Below are 17199 nucleotides of genomic sequence, written 5' to 3' on the forward strand. Positions count from 1 at the left end.
CGGAAGGCATTTTTTTGTGCTGCTATTGCTTTATAGCGTTATCTGAGGCCTGCAGCCCAACACGCTGTCCGTAAGAAAGCTCCAACGTATTGCCGTCTGGGTCAGCGAAGAAAACGTAATAACCCACTGGGTCGCCTGCATCTACAGGTTCTTTCCGCAAAACATTTTCAGCACGTGCCAAACTGATTTTTTCATCAATTTCCTGGCGGCTGGCACAGGCAACGCCCAGATGGCCGAAGTTCCCTAATGGGGTGTCCGTCACATTATCTGACTGTACCAAAACGAGGGCAAACGGGCGGGTTCGATCGCTCAGCCATGCCACTTTTCGCGCATCGGGAACATCAGGTTCGCGCTGGTGAACAACAGACATACCGGCATAACGTTCATAAAACGCAATACTGTTACCTAAGTTTCTAACGACAAATGCGACGTGCGTGAAACCAACATCTATTTCGTTCATATCCATAATTCGCCCATAGAAGTTAAGAGCATGCATTCTAGAGCCTCAAGTTAAGTTGAGGTCAAGGGCAGCTCTGAGCTGCTTTTACACCAGGAATGAGTCACATACCCTGGATTAACTTCCGAATACAGTAGCCAGAACAAAATGATTTAATGCTTCACGCCGTCCTTTTGTGATGACCTTCATAAGACTCACCGGGCAGCGAGTTTCTCTATGTTGCCAGCGACATGCTTTATCTATCACCGACCAACTTCCTCTAATTTATCTGCCGAACGCTTAAAATAAGAGGCAGGATAAAAGTGGAAAAATTACTCTATGGTGTGGCTTACTACCGTGAATATATGCCTGAAGAACGGCTGGATGAAGATATACGTCTGATGAAGGCGGCAGGCATCAATGTGGTTCGTATTGCGGAAAGCACGTGGAGCAGCTACGAACGACAGGACGGTGATTTTGACTTTTCCAGCGTGCTGACCGTTCTGGACCGTATGCATGCTAACCACATCGCCGTTATCATCGGTACGCCAACCTATGCCATTCCTGCATGGCTTGCGAAAAAGCACCCTTCAGTCATGGCCACCACCCCGCAGGGGGTGAATAAATATGGTCACCGCCAAAAGATGGATATCACCAGCCCTGTTTACCTGCGATATGCAGAGCGGATTATTCGCGAGTTGCTGACCGCCACCGCCACTCATCCGGCCGTCATTGGGTATCAAATCGATAATGAGACTAAATACTATGATACCTGCGGAGCACCCGTTCAGAGGGGCTTTATTGAGCAGCTAAAAAAACAGTTCGATGGCAATCTCGACAAGCTGAATGCCGAGTACGGCCTTGATTACTGGAGTAACAGAATCAACGCCTGGGAGGATTTTCCGCCGCTGGAAAGTACCATTAACGCCAGCCTGGGCGCCGCCTTCCAGCGCTATCAGCGCGGCCTGGTAACAGAATTCCTGGCCTGGCAGGCAACGCTGGTCAGCGAGTATCGCCTGCCCGGTCAGTTCATCACCCATAACTTCGATTTCGAGTGGCGGACCTGGTCCTTTGGCGTGCGCGGTGAAGTCGATCATTTCACGGCATCGTCGGTGCTGGACATTACCGGCGTGGATATTTATCACCCGGGGCAGCATCAGCTTACCGGGGTGGAAATTGCCTTCTGCGGAGACATTGCGCGCACAACGAAGGACGCAAACTATCTGGTTCTGGAAACGCAGGCGCAGGCGTTTAAGAACTGGACCCCTTACCCCGGCCAGCTCCGCCTTCAGGCTTTCAGCCACATCGCTTCCGGCGCAGCGATGGTAAGCTACTGGCACTGGCATTCCCTGCATAACTCCTATGAAACGTACTGGAAAGGACTGCTCAGCCACGATCTGCAGCCAAACCCTGTTTATGATGAGGCGAAAGACGTCGGGCAGGCCTTTGCCCGCCTTTCTCCGCAGCTTGCGGGCCTGAAAAAACATAATCGCGTCGCCCTGCTCGTCAGTCACGACTCACTGACCGCCGTTGACTGGCATCCTTACAGCGGGCATCAGTTTGGTCGTAACAAGGAACATCAGTATAACGACACCGTTCGCGCTTATTATGATGCCCTTTACCGCCTTAACATTGAGGTGGACATTCTGACCGTTGACGATCCCCGGCTGTCCCGCTATCAGCTGCTGATTGCTCCCCTGCTATACGCCGTTTCTGAGTCATCTCTGCAGCGCCTGAATCAGTTTACCGAACGGGGCGGGCATATCCTGTACGCCTTCAGGTCGGGCTTTGCTAATGAGCATCTCAAAGTCAGAACTGACCGGCAGCCGGCCGTCATCAGGGAAGCGGTGGGTGCAAGCTATCAGCTGTTCGTTGAGCCACACGAGGTGACCCTGCAGTCCGGGCTGCTGGACATTCCTGCCGGGAAAGCCGCTGTAGCTGACTGGATGGAGCTGCTGGAGGCCGATGCCGGTGCCGAGGTTTGGGCCAGTTATCGGCACCCCTACTGGAATAAATACGCGGCCATCGTTCATAACCGTTACGGTGCCGGAACGGCAACCTACGTGGGCTGCAGCATCAGTTCTGAGGCCGTGGAGGCGGTGCTGCTTCAATTGATTGAAAAAACGGATCTGGACGTCGCAGCCATATCGCCAGGTTATCCTGTCACGGTCAGGCGCGCGGTGAACCGTTCAGGCAATACCGTTCTTTTCTTCCTGAACTATTCCAGCCAGCCTCAGACCCTTTCCTTCCCACTCAAGGCTGGCGAAGAGTTACTGAGCGGGCAGCGTTACCAGCAGGGGCAGGCGCTTGAACTGGCTGACTGGGACGTGGCGATTTTTGAAGTGGAGAAAGAATGATGAACTCTAACTCATCGAATCAGGATCTGCAGCGTATCGGCACCCGGGAACGTCTGGCCTTTGGCGTGGGCGATTACGGCACCAACTTAACCTACACGTTAATGGTGACCTTTCTGGCGTATTATTACACCGATGTGGTGGGCATCTCTGCTCTGCTGGTGGGATCGCTGATGTTCTTTGCCCGCGTGCTGGATGGCATTATCTGTATCTACGTCGGTATACGCATCGATAAGACGCGCTCCCGCCTGGGCAAAGCCCGGCCCTGGGTCCTGTGGACCGCCGTCCCGTTTGGCCTGTCGGCCTTTCTGATGTCGACCATTCCGGACGTCAGCTACACACTGAAAGTGGTGTACGTCTGCATTACCTATCTGCTGACCAATATTATGTTTACCGCGAACAACATTGCCTACGGCTCGCTCCTGGCGTTGATCACGCGTGATAATTATCAGCGCGGCATATTGAGTGTCTTCCGGAAAGGGTTCTCAACCTGCGGATCGCTTACCGTTGGGGTGTTAACCCTGCCGATGGTGGCATTTTTCGGCAACAGCAGTACGTCCTGGATTATCGTATTTGCTATATTTGGCTTGTTCACCGCCCTGTTCCTGCTTCTGACCGCGCTGGGTACCTGCGAGCGCGTAGAACCGGTGAGCAGCGACAACAGTCAGAGAATTAATGCCAGGCAGGTTACGCGTTCAGTCATGGCAAATCGTTACTGGCTGATCATCTTTTTCTATCTGATGATTACCTTCACCAGCCTCACTGCGTTGTCGGCAGTCGGGGTGTATTACTCGAAATATGTTCTTTCGGATGTTTCACTGATTGCCTACATCAGCATGGCCCAGTACATACCGGGCTTGCTTACGCTGATGATCATCCCGATGCTGCTTAAAAAGCTGGGCAAGCGGCGCCTGGCCATGCTCGGGTTAGTCGTTTGCTGTATTGCTTACCTGCTGCCGCTGTTTGATAAGCAGAATGCGCTGTTTGTGATTATGGCCACGGCGGTACGCAGCGTAGGATTCTGCGGTATTGGTGCCACCATGTTCGCCCTGCTGGCAGACACCATCGACTACGGTGAATGGCGAACCGGGCTGCGTATTGAAGGCATTCTCTTCAGTGCCGGTACGCTGGGGCAGACGCTGGGGATGGGGCTGGGTACGGCAAGCGTAGGCTGGATCCTGGGCGCGGCCGGGTTTGTTAGTGGTGGAAGCGCCCCTCAGTCTGAAACCGTCATCAGGACTATCGAATTTCTGTTTATCTTTTTCCCGCTCATCCTCGCGGTGCTAAACCTGATACTGCTTTGGTTTTACAAGCTGGATCGGTTCTACCATCAGGTCGCGCAGGATTTGTCTGCCGGTCGTTATCAGCAGGCCGATCGCACCGACGCTTCAGCCACCGGCGACAGTTTGCTAAATTTGAAGTGATCTCTACGACAAAATGAGTACATCCCCCCTTCAGCAATGGAGGGGGTTCCCTATAGTATCTGCAGTATTGAAACAGGGACGGGAACCAATGGAAGAACTGAACGAAGCCGGTATGTTAAGCTTTTCTCCGCTCATGAGAAGCTTCACCTTTAACGCATTCATGGTTTCCGGATTCACCCCAATCAGCCCCGGCAGCAAACTCGATTTTTTTATCCACCGCCCCAACGGAATGAAAGGCTACATGATTAACCTGACGCTGAAAGGTGAAGGGATCATTCATCATGCAGACGGCGAGTTTCACTGTCAGCAGGATGAGATGCTGTTGTTCCCGCCCGGCGTGATTCATCACTACGGCAGGGCCAAAGAGAGCATTGCCTGGGACCATCTCTGGATCTATTTTATCCCCCGCCCGTACTGGATTGACTGGCTGCGCTGGGACAATAAACAGGGTGACATCGGCCGCATGTTACTTGCTGATAAATCGCACAGCCAGCAAATGGTTCAGCTCTTCAAAGAGGTGATATCGTGTAATGCAGTCGGGGCACTGCTTCAGGAAGCCATGGCCATGAATGCGCTTGAACGCATCATTCTGAAGGCCTTTCAGCTTCAGCCGGCCAGCAATCGTCATAACCGGGACCCCCGTATTCAGACCGTCTGCGACTACATCAATGAGCACCTGTGCGAAGATACCCGAGTCGAAGAACTGGCGCGCATGACCTTCCTTTCCGCCTCACGCCTGACTCATATATTCAGGAAAGAGATGGGCAATACCATTTACGGCTGGCGTGAACAGCAGCGTATTTCACGTGCCTGTGATTTACTTCGGTATAAACAGCTGAATGTCACTCAGGTTGCCCGCGCCGTCGGCTATGAAGACCCGCTTTATTTTTCACGCGTGTTCAGTCAGCACAACCAGCTGAGCCCACGCGAGTACCGAAAGAAATTTGAGCAAGCCGCTTTATTTTGACCGTACAGAGCCTGGGCATTTTAAAGCTAATGTTCGAACATCAGCTCAAACATCATTGACACGCCATCAACACCCTTATGACTCGTATATGAGTCATAAATCACCTTTAAGACTCATATAGCATCCATTTAGTTTGTAGATCCAAGAGCTAAATGGTATTTTGAGTTCTATATGATGCACTAAGATGGTTAACGACCTTTAAGGAGGTCAAAATGCCGCGTTCGATACAGAGGGTTTACTCACGCTACACCCTTGAGGCGATCAAATTGTTCGCTGAAATGATCCGTTTTGAACGTAAAAATCAAAAAATGACGGAGTCAGAACTCGCAGAGCGAGCAGGTATATCGCGGAGTATGCTGCAGCGAATTGAAAAAGCCGATCCCAAGTGTGAGCTAGGGGTTGTTTTCGAAGTGGCGGCACTCCTCGGGATTCCTCTCTTCGATGCGACAGCCGACGTCAACCGGCTGATAGCCTATCGCAGGCAAACCGAGGATAAGCTCAGCCTGATGCCACAAAGGATTCGTAAACCAGCGAAGGAGACGTTTGATGACTTCTGAGAACGCACCGCAGCAGGCATTTGTATGGATTTGGTTACCAGGTGAAACTGCACCGGTGGTCGCCGGACGGTTGAGTTACGACAATACCGGAAAACTGGTGTTTAACTATGGCCGCAGCTATCTGGAACGCGTCCGCGTCCGCTCCCCTGCCATCCCGCTTTATCTGCCTGAACTGCCGTTGCAGCCCGGTATTTTACCCCTGCTGCCGGGCCTGACGATGCCTTCATCAATCCGCGACAGTGCGCCGGATGCATGGGGACGCCGTGTGATCATTAACCGCACGTTGGGGATACGCGGTGCCGATACGGATACCGCGTTGCTGGATGAGTTGACCTACCTGCTTGAATCCGGTTCCGATCGGATTGGCGCGCTGGATTTCCAGCGTTCGGCAGCGGAATATGAACCTCGTTACGCAAAAAATGTGGCAATGGAAGAACTGCTGCGTTCAGCTGAACGGGTGGAACAAGGTGTTCCGCTGACCCCTGAGCTTGACCAGGCATTATTTCACGGCAGTTCAATCGGCGGTGCCCGGCCTAAAGCGCTCATTGAAGAAGACGATAAAAAATACATCGCAAAGTTTTCGGCGAGTAACGACCTTTACAGCGTGGTGAAAGCGGAGTTTATCGCCATGCGACTGGCTACGATATGTGGACTAAACTGTGCGCCGGTTCGTCTGACGCAGGCCGCAGGCAAAGATATTCTGCTGATTGAGCGCTTCGATCGTGTTAGAGCAGAAGCTGGTTGGACACGGCGTTCGATGGTGTCGGCGTTAACGCTGTTTGGTCTGGATGACATGATGGCGCGTTATGCCAGTTATGAAGAGTTTGCACAACTGATTCGCCATCGTTTTGAACGCCCTGCTGAGACATTGCGTGAACTGTTCGCCCGCATCTGTTTCAACATCCTCTGTGGCAACACCGACGACCACGCTCGTAACCATGCCGCTTTTTGGGATGGTAAAAAGCTTTCGCTGACGCCAGCGTATGACATTTGCCCCCAGGGGCGGGCGGGAAATGAGGCCACTCAGGCGATGTTGATTGCCGGTAATAACCGCTTCAGCCAGCGCAGCGCCTGCATGGAAACCGCGCATAATTTCCTGCTGTCTCCGGCGGAAGCTGGGCAAATTTTTGATGGGCAGGTCGAAAAAATAAGTGAGCACTGGGACGCCGTCTGCGAAGAAGCCAGGCTAACTGAGATCGATCGCCGCTATTTTTGGAGAAGGCAGTTCCTTAACCCCTTCGTATTTGAATGACCGTTCATACATCGCGTTCTGCCTGAAGCTGGATGGAACAAACCTGCATCAGGCAATCACAGATATTTTTGAACGGCCTTCAGCCGGGTAGTTAAAGGCAACACTCTCCTCACTGCAACCGACTGGCAATCTGCCTCAGCTGCTCGGCGATCTGCGCTAAATCCTGCGTTCCCGACCCCAGCGCGGCGGTGGAATTGCGCACTACCAGGCGTGCGGGCAGGATCGAGGACGATCGGCTGTGGTCGTCTTCACTGGCCTGCAGAATACGGCTCACCGCCTCTTTTCCCTGTAAGTCCAGATCGAGAGAAACCGTGGTCAGCGCGGGATGGAAAAACGCGCTTTCATAGGTGTCATCGTAGCCCACCACCGAAACCTGCCCCGGAACCGCCACGCCGCGCTGGTGCAGCGCGCTCAGCACGCCCAGCGCCATCTGATCGTTGCCAACCAGCAGCGCGCTGAAGCGCGGTGTTTCGTGCAGCATCTGCAGGATGCCGCTAAAACCGCTCTGCGCGTCCCAGTTGCCGTGGATGACGCTGACCGGCTGCAGGCCGTAGCCTTCCAGCGTCTCCAGCCAGCTTTTCAGCCGCAGGCGGGCGGAAACTGAATGCTGTGGCCCTGCCAGCAGCGCGAACTCACGGTGCCCCTGTTCATAGAGATATTTCACGCTGGCGCGGGTGCCGTCCGCCGGGTTAAACGAAACGTTAAACACCGACGAATAGGGATCAACGTCGAGGAACAGGCACAGGATATCCTCGTTCTCCTGCACGATGCGCTCTGCGTCGGCCGTCTCAAGCGGTACGTTAATAATCACCTTATCGACGCGCTGTGACTTCAGCTCGTTGATACAATCCTGCAGGCTTTGGTTGACGTTCTCATCAATCATCGCAATCAGCACCTGGTAATCCGCCGCGTTGGCGTAGCGTTTTACCGCAGCGGCCACTTGTGAAGGCGCGTGCAGCGCCAGCGAGGTGGTCACCAGCCCAAGGGTGGTGCTCTGCTTGCCGACCAGCTGTTGCGCCAGGCGATTCGGTACATAGCGCAGCACCTCTATCGCCTTCTCAACCTTGCTGCGCGTCGCTTCGGAGACGTTGGCAGACTTATTTAATACCCGGGAAACGGTCTGATAAGACACTCCGGCGTGACGGGCAACATCCTCTAAAGTGGAATTCTTCGATTTCATGGCTCGCTTCCCTGGTAGCAGATGCGGAAAGTGTAACACAGCCGAAACCCTGGCCGGGTTAACCCCGTCACACTGTCGATAAAATCATTAAAAAGTCCGACGTTCACATTTATATTTCGGTGATCAATCTCACCAATCGTTACAATAAGTGCTGAAAAACTTGCAGTAAATCACACAATCTTGACATTTAAATTGCAGAGGATTCGTCACTGGGCGTTTACTGCTCTCACTTTGTGAACGTATTACAAAAATGAGGGTGACATGAATACCAGACTACACGCAACCGCTGTGGCACTTGCTGCGGCACTGACTTCCCCGGCGTTATACGCAGCGATTGATAACATTGATTTCCACGGCTATCTGCGCGGCGGCGTGGGCGTGTCGCAGGATGGCGGCATACAGGAGTGGCAGAAGAATAAACTCGGTCGTCTCGGCAACGAAGGCGATACCTACGGCGAAGTGGAGCTGGGCAGCGAAGTCTATAAAAAGGACGATGTCAGCTTCTACGTCGACAGCATGGTCAGCATGGTCTCCGACGGATCTAACGATAACGAAACCACCCTCGGCGACGATGCGCAGTTTGGCCTGCGCCAGCTAAATCTGCAGATTAAAGGTCTGGTCCCGGGCGACAAAAATGCGGTGATCTGGGGCGGTAAGCGCTACTACCAGCGCCACGATCTGCACATTATCGACACCAAATACTGGAATATTTCCGGTTCAGGTGCCGGTATTGAAAACTACACCGTTGGCCCGGGTGCCGTGTCATTCGCCTGGATCCGCGGTGACGCGAACGACGTTGACTACCGTGAAGACGGTGATAATGACGTCAACATCAACTACCTCGATCTGCGTTACGCCGGATGGAAGCCGTGGAGCGGTGCCTGGACGGAGTTTGGTATCGACTACGCCATGCCAAACGCCACTAAAAAGCAGAAAGAGTACGGCGGGCTGTACGAAGCCGACAACGGCGTGATGCTGACCGGCGAAATCAGCCAGGATATGTGGGGCGGCTATCAGAAGCTGGTGTTCCAGTATGCGAATAAAGGGCTGGCGCAGAACGTTATCTCGCAGGGCGGCGGCTGGTACGATATGTGGAACGACACCCGCGACGCCACCGGCTATCGCATCATTAACACCGGCCTGCTGCCGATCACCGACCGCCTGTCTCTGAATCAGGTGATTACCTGGGGTTCCGCCCAGGATCTGACGGCATACAGCGATAAGAGTACCCTGCTGTCCGTCGTGGGCCGTGCGCAGTACCAGTTCACCGACTACGTGCGCGGCATCGGCGAAGCGGGCAGCTTCTGGCAGAAAGATCAGTACAAAGACGGCAGCGACTACAAACAGGCCGGGCAGAAATATACCCTCGCGCTGGGTCTGGCGGCCGGTCCTGAGTTTATGTCACGCCCTGAACTGCGCGTGTTTGCCTCCTACCTGAATGACTCCGAGCAGGGCAACAGCTTCGATGACGGTACCGCCAGCGATACCTGGAACTTCGGCGTACAGGTCGAGGCCTGGTGGTAATCCGCCACGCCCTCTCCACGATCACTGCTTGAACACTGGCTGTTTTATTGGATAACCGTTACCGGTTATCCTTTTTTATTGTGACAACGTAACCCTGTTAACTCAGGCGTCGCCGAAGAAACGCGCATCCAGCAGCTGACGAAGCCGGTCCGACCGCGTGCCGAAGATGGCATGCACCTCGTGGCCCAGGATCACCACCCCGATCGCTCCCGCCTGCTGCAGCCCGGCAGAATCCACCGCAGACAGCGATTTAACCGTCACCCGCAGACGGGTCAGGCAGGCATCAACCTGGACGATATTGTCGCGGCCACCAAAGCAGCGCAGCAGCTGGTCCAGCAATGCACTGTCAACGGGGGCATCCTCTGTCGGTCCGGCTTCCCGGCTGAAGTAGTGCTTAAACGATTTCAGACTCACCATCTTTCTCTCCTTCTGGACATAAAAAAAGGCGGGCCTGCGCCCGCCTGTGAATTCGCCGTTACAGCGGCGCGCGCAGCACGCGGCAGCCCCACGGCGGCAGGACCAGCGGCCCCGACAGCGGCGTGCCGTCCGTCAGGTCGCTGATGCCCGCCGGCAGCGTAATCGTGTGTTCAACCGCGGTGAAGTTCTGCAGGAAGATGAAGGACTGCTCACCGTCGGTACGACGATGTGCGGTCACGCCCGGCGGGAACGTCACATCAAGGGCGCGCGGCAGTGCCAGCTGCTTAATCAGCGCGCCGTAGAAGTCGCGGTGGAAGGTCAGATCGTTGCGCGAGGCGATGTACCACGCCTTACCGGCACCGACTTCGTTTACCGTGACCGCCGGCTGTCCGGCGTAAAAATCGCTCTGATAGCGGGCCAGCGCGGTGGCGCCCTCAAGATGGATCAGCTCGCAAAGCTCGCGCGCCTGGTACGGGCCGCTCAGCCCCAGCGCGTTGCCTTTGATGCCCTGAATACCGTTCGACTCCTCGTCGGTCAGGCTGTCAATCTCCTCCGCCCAGATGCCCAGCAGCGGACGCAGCGGGCCGGGGAAGCCGCCGAGGTGGCAGAGGTCGGTTTCATTCACCACGCCGGTCCAGTAGCTGGCAACGAACTGGCCGCCGTTGTGCAGATGGCGCTCCACGCGTTCGGCAAAGCCGTCGCGCACCATATACAGCATTGGCGCAATCACCAGCGTGTAAGGCGTGAGATCGGCGTCGGCGTTGATCACGTCAACGGCCACGCCCTGCTCCCAGAAACTCCGGTAGTGCTCCACCACCGTGCGCTCATAGTGCAGGCCGATGTTGCGCGGGCCCTGCGCGTTGTCCATCGCCCAGCGGCTTTCCCAGTCAAAGATAATCGCCACGCGGGCTTCCACGCGGCTGCCGAGCACCGGGGTCATGGCGTCCAGCATCCGGCCCAGCTCGCTGACCTCGCGGCCGATGCGCGTATCCAGATGACCCACGTGGTCGATTACCGCGCCGTGGAATTTCTCCACCGAGCCGCGGCTTTTACGCCACTGGAAGTACTGCACCGCGTCCGCACCGTGCGCCACGGCCTGTAGCGAGGAAAGAATATGCATGCCCGGTTTTTTGAGCTTGCTGGTCGGCTGCCAGTTGGTGGCCCCCGGCGTGGACTCCATCAGCACGAACGGTTTGCCCTGCTTGAGGGTGCGCATCAGGTCATGGAACATTGCGGTGTAGCAGGCCAGCGTGGTGTCATCCTTCTCGTTGTGCCACGTCGGATAGCTGTCCCAAGAGATAAAGTCCAGCGCCTGCGACAGTTTCCAGTAGTCGTAGTCGTAGAAGTACTCCATAAAGTTGGTGGTGGCCGGCAGCTCCGGGTTAACCGCCTTCAGCGGCTTGATCTCCTGGGTGCAGAAATCGGTCACCTGGTCGGTCATAAAGCGCCGCCAGTCCAGATTCAGGCCGTGGATCGACATCTCACCCTGCGGTGAAGGCGAGGCAATCTGCGACCAGTCGGTGTAGGTGTGGCTCCAGAAATCACTCCACCAGGCGTGGTTCAGCTGTTCCAGCGTCTGATAGCGGCGCTGCAGCCAGTCGCGAAACGCCTGCTGGCAGCTGTCGCAGTGGCACTCGCCGCCGTATTCGTTGGAAATATGCCAGCCAATCACCGCCGGGTGATGGCCATAGCGCTCCGCCAGCCGCCCGTTCATTTCCTGCACCTTCTGGCGGTACACCGGCGAGGTCATACAGTGGTTGTGCCGTCCGCCGTGCAGCGCCTTCACGCGATCGCGGCCCACGCGCAGCACCTCAGGGTATTTCTGCGACATCCAGGCCGGGCGCGCGCCGCTCGGCGTGGCGAGGAACACGCGGATGTTCTGTGCATACAGCTTGTCCAGCACGTTATCCAGCCAGCTGAAATCGTAGCGCCCCTCTTCCGGCTCCAGCTTGGCCCAGCTGAAGATGCCGACCGACATCACGTTGCAGTGGGCCTCCTTCATCATTGCCACATCTTCATCGATAATGCCCGGCGTGTGCGACCACTGCTCGGGGTTGTAGTCCGCGCCGTGCAGCAGACGGGTCACCCCGGCCGCCAGCGGTGGGAATTTAGTCATACTTCTTCCTTAATATGTAAGAGGTACCGGCCCGCAGGCCGGTCAATTAATGAAAAGCCTGGATGGACGGCAGCACTTTGCCGCGGCAGTCAAACAGCGCCTGGTTTTCACGGGCGTTGCCCTGCTTCCACTCGTCGTGGATGTACTTCATGCCTTCCGGCGTGGCCCAGGTATTGCCACTGGCAGGTATCCAGGCCGGCTCCCAGTAAACCACCCCTTTGCCGCGATGATTGGGCACTGCCAGCACCGCCGACATCAGGTCGTGCAGATAGGCTGCCTGGCCCGCCACGGTTGCCGGATAGCCGCCGTCTTTCTCTTCCTTCGCCTGGAAGCTGTTCTCGGCGCTGTCGCAGTTTTCCAGCGTGTAGCCGTAGGCGGCTTCCACCACCATCACATCTTTCTGGTAGCGCTGGCTGATATCATCCATGTTGGCCTTCAGCGCGGAGATCGGTCCGTTCCAGTAGGTGTACATCGACAGGCCGATCACATCGAACGGCACCTGGCGACGGGTAATTTCATCGAACCACCAGCGGAACATGTCGTTTTTGGTGCCTTCCGCCAGGTGCAGCATGATCTTCACCTGCGACGGATCGCTGAGGTTCTCGCGCAGACCCGCAATGGCCGATTTCAGCAGGCCCGCCAGGCGGTCAAACTCGCCGCCGTTCTGCCCCCAGCTTTTGCCTTCCGGCCACAGCATGCCGCCGTTCAGCTCGTTGCCGATCTGCACGATTTCCGGCAGCACGCCCTCGGCCTTAAAGCGGGCGATGGTGTCGCGGGTGTAGTCGTGAATGCGCGTTTCCAGCTGCGGGAAGGTCAGCTTCTCCCAGGCTTTCGGCTTGAACTGTTTGCCCGGATCGGTCCAGAAATCGCTGTAGTGGAAGTCGAGCAGCAGCTGCATTCCCGCCGCTTTGGCACGCTTGGCCAGCGCCAGCGTGGTGTTCAGATCGTTGGTGCCGCCGCCGTAGGCTTTGCCGTCAGGGTCATACGGGTCAACCCACAGGCGCAGGCGAATGGTGTTGATGCCGTTGGCCTTGAGGATGGCGATCGGGTCCTGTAACTGATTGTTGGCGTTATAGAACTTCGCGCCCTGCTTTTCCAGCTCCGGCAGCGTGGAGATATCCGCGCCCTTAACAAAATCCGCAGGCACCTGGCCGATCGGGGTGATAACCGACGGCGTGGCGGCGAGCAGAGGGGTCGCCCAGGCCAGTGCCAGGGCGATGAACAGTGATTTACGCTTCATGATTTATCCCTTTGTACTGCCTGATGTCAGGCCGGAAACGAAGTATTTTTGCAGCGCCAGATAGAGGATGGCGACCGGCACGGCGATCAGCACCGCTCCTGCGGCATAGGTGGTATAGCTGGCCCCCATTTTCTGCGACACGAGGTTGTACAGGCCGATGGGCAGCGTGAACTGATCCGGGCTGCGCAGAATGGTGCTGGAGAGAATGAAGTCCCCCAGCGGGCCGGTGAAGGAGAACAGCGCCACCACCGCCAGAATTGGCTTCGACAGCGGCATGATGATCTCAATAAAGATGCGGAAGTTCCCCGCGCCGTCCATGCGCGCCGACTCGTCCAGGTCTTTCGGAATGGCGTCGAGGTAGCCCTTCATCAGATAGGTGTTCATCGGGATCATGCCGCCAACGTAAATCAGCACCAGCGCCAGATGGCTGTTGATTAAGCCCAGCAGCTGCGACAGCACGAAGATGGCAATCAGCGCCGAGAACTGCGGGATCATCTGCAGCAGCAGGAACAGCATCAGCCCGTTCTGGCGGCCCTTAAAGCGGAACCGTGAAAAGGCATAGGCGGTACAGCTGACGCTGATCAGGGTCAGCACCATGGTAAAGAAACTGATTTTCATCGAGTTCCAGTACCAGCTCAGGTACGGCACCGTGCCGTTAAACAGATTGCGGTAGTGCTGCAGGGAGGCGTTTTCCGGAATGATCGAGCTGCTGAGCAGGCTGTTGCCCGCGTTCAGCGATGCACCCACCGTCCACACCAGCGGATAGATAATGATGGTGGAGACGATCAGCACCACCAGCCAGGTCAGCGACAGGCGCACCCATTTTTCGCGTTTAATACTTACTGATTTCGCCATGACTGTACCCTTACGCCATTTCATCTTGTTTGAACGATTTGGTGGCCCGGAACTGCCACAGCGCCACGCCGACCACAAAAATCGACAGCAGGATCGTAATGGTGGCGGCAATCGCATACTGCGAAGACGACATGGTCAGCTTGTAGATCCACGAAACCAGAATGTCGGTGCCGCCGGCGTTAGACCCGGCCACCGCCGGGCCGCCGTTGTTAAACAGATAGATAATGTTGAAGTTGTTAAAGTTGAAGGTGTACTGGGTGATGATGATCGGCGCGATGGCGTACATCACCAGCGGCAGCGTGATGGTTTTCAGCCGCGTCCAGGCGCTGGCCCCGTCCATCATCGCCGCTTCGTACAGGTCGTCAGGGATCGCCTGCAGCACGCCGGTGGTCATGGCGAACACAAACGGGAAGCCAAGCCAGGTCTGCATCAAAATCAGCGCGGTTTTGGTCCAGAACGGATCGGTCATCCACGCCTTCGGCGCAATGCCGAAGAAGTCGAGAATCGAATTGTTGATCACGCCAAAGGTGTCGTTGAACATCCCGGCAAACACCAGAATGGTGACAAAGCCCGGCACCGCCCACGGCAGAATGAAAATGGTGCGGATCAGCGGCTTGAAGCGCAGATCTTTCTGGTTTACCAGAATCGCCAGCATCACGCCCACGCTACACTGTAACGTCGTTGCCAGCAGCGTCCAGACCACCGTCCACTGCAGTACGTCGAAGAAGGTGGAGCGCCAGATGGATAAGGTGAAGATATTGATAAAGTTCTTCATCCCCACCCAGTCAACCAGCTTCGCCGGCGGCGTGTGGTACAGGTTGTAGTTGGTGAAGGCGATGGCGAACCCGAACAGGATCGGGAACACCACCACAAACACCAGCAGGATAAACCCCGGGGTGATCATCAGATAGGGGAAGCCCTCGCGCAGCAGGATCTGATACTGCTTGCGCACCCCGTGCAGCTGCTCGCCGTTATCGCGGCGGCGACCGTTCAGCCACGCGTCGCGGAACGACAGCCCCCACAGCGTCAGGCCAAAGGCGATAATCAGCACGCTGATAATCCCCTCCGCCAGCAGGAAGATGGAGTTGTCGCGCGGCACCTCTTCCCCCAGCGTTACCAGTCCCCACAGCCCCTGCTGCAGGAAATCATGGAACACGCCGGCAAAGCTGGCGAGCAGGATTAAAAAGCACAATCCCTTCGCCCACTGGCGATGATAGAACTGGCCGAAGCCCGGCAATAGCGCCAGCAGTACGCCCGTTACGGCGTGCTGCCGCGAGCGTTTGTTAAGCATCAGTTTTTCACTGGGGGAAATCATCACACCATTATCCTTCTTGCTTCCTGATTCGGGCCGCCATGCGACGCTGACTTACTGGTTACTGGCCTGCATCGCTTCAATCTGCATGGTGATTTGCTTCACCGCGCCGTCGAGCGCCGCTTTCGGTTCCTGCTTGCCGGACACGCTCAGTTCCAGAGCGGCATTGGCCGGTCCCCACACTTCCTGCATTTCCGGTACGCCCGGCATGGCGGAGGCGCGTGCGGCCTGCACCGCAACGGCGTTAGCTTTCTCATCGTCTTTAATAATCGGGTCATTCATCAGCGCCAGCAGCGGTGGGATCTCCTGGGTTTTCTGATAGCGCTCTTTGACGTACTGCGGCTGGTTGATGAACTCGATAAACTGCTGCGCCAGCGCTTTATCCTTGCTCCAGGTGGACACCACATAGCCCTTCACGCCGAGGAATGAACTCATCGGTTTGCCGTTTGGCAGCTCGGGCAGCGGCGCGACGCCGTAGTTGATGCCCGCCGCTTCATACGGCTGGAACGCCCACGGGCCGTTAATCACCGCCGCTGCTTTTTTCTCGGTAAACAGCGAGTCGATGGCGTTCAGCCCGTTATCGCCGAGGATGCCGCCCGGCAGCAGGCCCTGGGTGAAGAAGCTCTTCAGGTAGGTCACGGCCTCGATGCTGCCCGGGGTGTTCAGGCCGATATCGTGGGTGTTCAGCCCGCCCTTGCCGTCCTTGCCGAAGATGTAGCCGCCCATCGGCGCAATCGCGCCCCAGCTGTAGTAAATCTGGTCGAACTTCGCCAGCAGGCCGTACTGTTTGGCTTCACGCTGCTTCTGCGAGAAGGTGCGGTACTCGTCGAGGGTTTTCAGCGGCGACGGCAGCAGATCCTTGTTATAAATCAGCACCAGGGTTTCAATCGCCTTCGGTACACCGTACACCACGTTGTTCTGAATAAACGCGGCCATCGCCGACGGGGTATACGCCGCCTGGTGTGCCGCATCCACGGCGATTGGCGACAGCAGACCCTGCACCACGGCGCTGCCGAGCTGGTCGTTCGGGATCACCAGCACATCAGGGCCGATACCGGCCGGGCCATCCAGACGCAGCTTCTCAATCTGCTGGGCGAAAGGCATCTCCTGCACTTTGACTTCAACGTTATGCTGCTTCTGGAAGTCGGCGATGGCGGTTTTGATGCCGTCCGATTTCTTAATATCTTCCCAGACGGTGAGCTGCTGCGCGGCGTAGGCGGCCTGCGTGGCCATCAGTGCGGACAGTAACAGTGAGATGCTCGTTTTCAATTTCATTGCTGACCTCATGTGAAGGTATGACATTTTTATGTTTTATCGCTGAGTTCGCAGGTCGTTAACCGGTGGAAATCAGCCTGTAGAGCGAGAGGAACGAAAACCTGTTGATGTCATACGCTACGCAAGAGCACCCGATCCCACCAGCCCATATTTATCAATGTGTGATCGGCATTGCATAAATCAAACTAGCCGGTAGGGTGCTTGTCATCAGGGGGTTATAGTCAACCCGCTTCCCACAACGGTTGAAGCGCTGAAGTGAAGATTTGTAATACGTAATACATTTAACCCTG

Annotated in this window: 14 protein-coding genes; 6 read left to right on the forward strand and 8 right to left on the reverse strand. The window is 56.2% G+C overall.

Annotated features, from left to right (window positions below):
* Positions 1-22: 22 nt before the first annotated feature.
* Entirely contained in the window at positions 23-460 is a 438-nt protein-coding gene (locus tag EC836_RS12460) for a VOC family protein (protein WP_123333942.1), read from the reverse strand.
* Between the two features lie 299 nt (positions 461-759).
* Between EC836_RS12460 and EC836_RS12465 the strand changes: the two genes are divergently transcribed.
* From EC836_RS12465 to EC836_RS12485, 5 genes are all read left to right on the forward strand, one after another.
* Positions 760-2793 carry a beta-galactosidase gene (locus tag EC836_RS12465; protein ID WP_123333505.1) on the forward strand — a complete coding sequence of 678 codons (2034 nt, stop codon included), beginning with the start codon at positions 760-762 and terminating at the stop codon, positions 2791-2793.
* Positions 2790-4214: an MFS transporter gene (locus EC836_RS12470; protein WP_123333507.1), complete on the forward strand. Its 1425-nt coding sequence runs from the start codon at positions 2790-2792 to the stop codon at positions 4212-4214. Before EC836_RS12465 ends, EC836_RS12470 begins: the two co-directional genes overlap by 4 nt.
* Before the next feature lie 88 nt (positions 4215-4302).
* Positions 4303-5181 carry an arabinose operon transcriptional regulator AraC gene (gene araC, locus EC836_RS12475; RefSeq protein WP_123333509.1) on the forward strand — a complete coding sequence of 293 codons (879 nt, stop codon included), beginning with the start codon at positions 4303-4305 and terminating at the stop codon, positions 5179-5181.
* A 212-nt stretch (positions 5182-5393) separates the two neighbouring features.
* The gene (locus EC836_RS12480) at positions 5394-5738 is read left to right on the forward strand and encodes a helix-turn-helix domain-containing protein (protein WP_123333512.1); all 345 of its coding nucleotides are present in this window, start codon (positions 5394-5396) and stop codon (positions 5736-5738) included.
* Entirely contained in the window at positions 5728-6990 is a 1263-nt protein-coding gene (locus tag EC836_RS12485; protein ID WP_123333514.1) for a type II toxin-antitoxin system HipA family toxin, read from the forward strand. Before EC836_RS12480 ends, EC836_RS12485 begins: the two co-directional genes overlap by 11 nt.
* A gap of 109 nt (positions 6991-7099) precedes the next feature.
* On the opposite strand, the gene EC836_RS12490 is transcribed toward EC836_RS12485, so the two are convergent.
* Positions 7100-8170: a LacI family DNA-binding transcriptional regulator gene (locus EC836_RS12490; protein ID WP_123333516.1), complete on the reverse strand. Its 1071-nt coding sequence runs from the start codon at positions 8168-8170 to the stop codon at positions 7100-7102.
* Positions 8171-8431: 261 nt separating this feature from the next.
* Here EC836_RS12490 and EC836_RS12495 point away from each other — a divergent pair, with 261 nt between their 5' ends.
* Positions 8432-9694, forward strand: a complete 1263-nt coding sequence (locus tag EC836_RS12495) for a maltoporin (RefSeq protein WP_123333518.1) — start codon at positions 8432-8434, stop codon at positions 9692-9694.
* Positions 9695-9796: 102 nt separating this feature from the next.
* Here EC836_RS12495 and EC836_RS12500 read toward each other — a convergent pair whose 3' ends face one another.
* The 6 genes from EC836_RS12500 to EC836_RS12525 are packed head-to-tail and all read right to left on the reverse strand — an operon-like array spanning position 9797 to position 16909.
* A complete protein-coding gene (locus EC836_RS12500; RefSeq protein ID WP_123333520.1) occupies positions 9797-10111 on the reverse strand; it encodes a glucose PTS transporter subunit EIIB in 315 nt (104 codons plus the stop codon).
* A 58-nt stretch (positions 10112-10169) separates the two neighbouring features.
* Entirely contained in the window at positions 10170-12227 is a 2058-nt protein-coding gene (locus tag EC836_RS12505; RefSeq protein ID WP_123333522.1) for a beta-galactosidase, read from the reverse strand.
* A 46-nt stretch (positions 12228-12273) separates the two neighbouring features.
* Positions 12274-13467: an arabinogalactan endo-beta-1,4-galactanase gene (locus tag EC836_RS12510; RefSeq protein WP_123333524.1), complete on the reverse strand. Its 1194-nt coding sequence runs from the start codon at positions 13465-13467 to the stop codon at positions 12274-12276.
* Between the two features lie 3 nt (positions 13468-13470).
* Positions 13471-14322, reverse strand: coding sequence for a sugar ABC transporter permease (locus tag EC836_RS12515; RefSeq protein ID WP_123333526.1), 852 nt, complete (start codon positions 14320-14322; stop codon positions 13471-13473).
* A 10-nt stretch (positions 14323-14332) separates the two neighbouring features.
* Complete coding sequence (locus EC836_RS12520) at positions 14333-15637, reverse strand: carbohydrate ABC transporter permease (RefSeq protein ID WP_123333529.1); 1305 nt, start codon at positions 15635-15637, stop codon at positions 14333-14335.
* 51 nt (positions 15638-15688) lie between these two features.
* Positions 15689-16909, reverse strand: coding sequence for an extracellular solute-binding protein (locus EC836_RS12525; protein ID WP_123333531.1), 1221 nt, complete (start codon positions 16907-16909; stop codon positions 15689-15691).
* Between the last annotated feature and the right edge of the window lie 290 nt (positions 16910-17199).

Origin of the sequence: Erwinia sp. JUb26 (assembly GCF_003751505.1) — a bacterium.
In the GTDB taxonomy this organism is placed as follows: Bacteria; Pseudomonadota; Gammaproteobacteria; order Enterobacterales; family Enterobacteriaceae; genus Erwinia.

Coding starts and splice junctions, on each gene's coding strand:
- EC836_RS12490 (WP_123333516.1), bottom strand. CDS start 8,170: ATGAAATCGAAGAATTCCACTTTAGAGGATGTTGCCCGTCACGCCGGA.
- EC836_RS12520 (WP_123333529.1), bottom strand. CDS start 15,637: ATGATTTCCCCCAGTGAAAAACTGATGCTTAACAAACGCTCGCGGCAG.
- EC836_RS12470 (WP_123333507.1), top strand. CDS start 2,790: ATGATGAACTCTAACTCATCGAATCAGGATCTGCAGCGTATCGGCACC.
- EC836_RS12510 (WP_123333524.1), bottom strand. CDS start 13,467: ATGAAGCGTAAATCACTGTTCATCGCCCTGGCACTGGCCTGGGCGACC.
- EC836_RS12505 (WP_123333522.1), bottom strand. CDS start 12,227: ATGACTAAATTCCCACCGCTGGCGGCCGGGGTGACCCGTCTGCTGCAC.
- EC836_RS12525 (WP_123333531.1), bottom strand. CDS start 16,909: ATGAAATTGAAAACGAGCATCTCACTGTTACTGTCCGCACTGATGGCC.
- EC836_RS12500 (WP_123333520.1), bottom strand. CDS start 10,111: ATGGTGAGTCTGAAATCGTTTAAGCACTACTTCAGCCGGGAAGCCGGA.
- EC836_RS12460 (WP_123333942.1), bottom strand. CDS start 460: ATGAACGAAATAGATGTTGGTTTCACGCACGTCGCATTTGTCGTTAGA.
- araC (WP_123333509.1), top strand. CDS start 4,303: ATGGAAGAACTGAACGAAGCCGGTATGTTAAGCTTTTCTCCGCTCATG.
- EC836_RS12515 (WP_123333526.1), bottom strand. CDS start 14,322: ATGGCGAAATCAGTAAGTATTAAACGCGAAAAATGGGTGCGCCTGTCG.
- EC836_RS12495 (WP_123333518.1), top strand. CDS start 8,432: ATGAATACCAGACTACACGCAACCGCTGTGGCACTTGCTGCGGCACTG.
- EC836_RS12485 (WP_123333514.1), top strand. CDS start 5,728: ATGACTTCTGAGAACGCACCGCAGCAGGCATTTGTATGGATTTGGTTA.
- EC836_RS12480 (WP_123333512.1), top strand. CDS start 5,394: ATGCCGCGTTCGATACAGAGGGTTTACTCACGCTACACCCTTGAGGCG.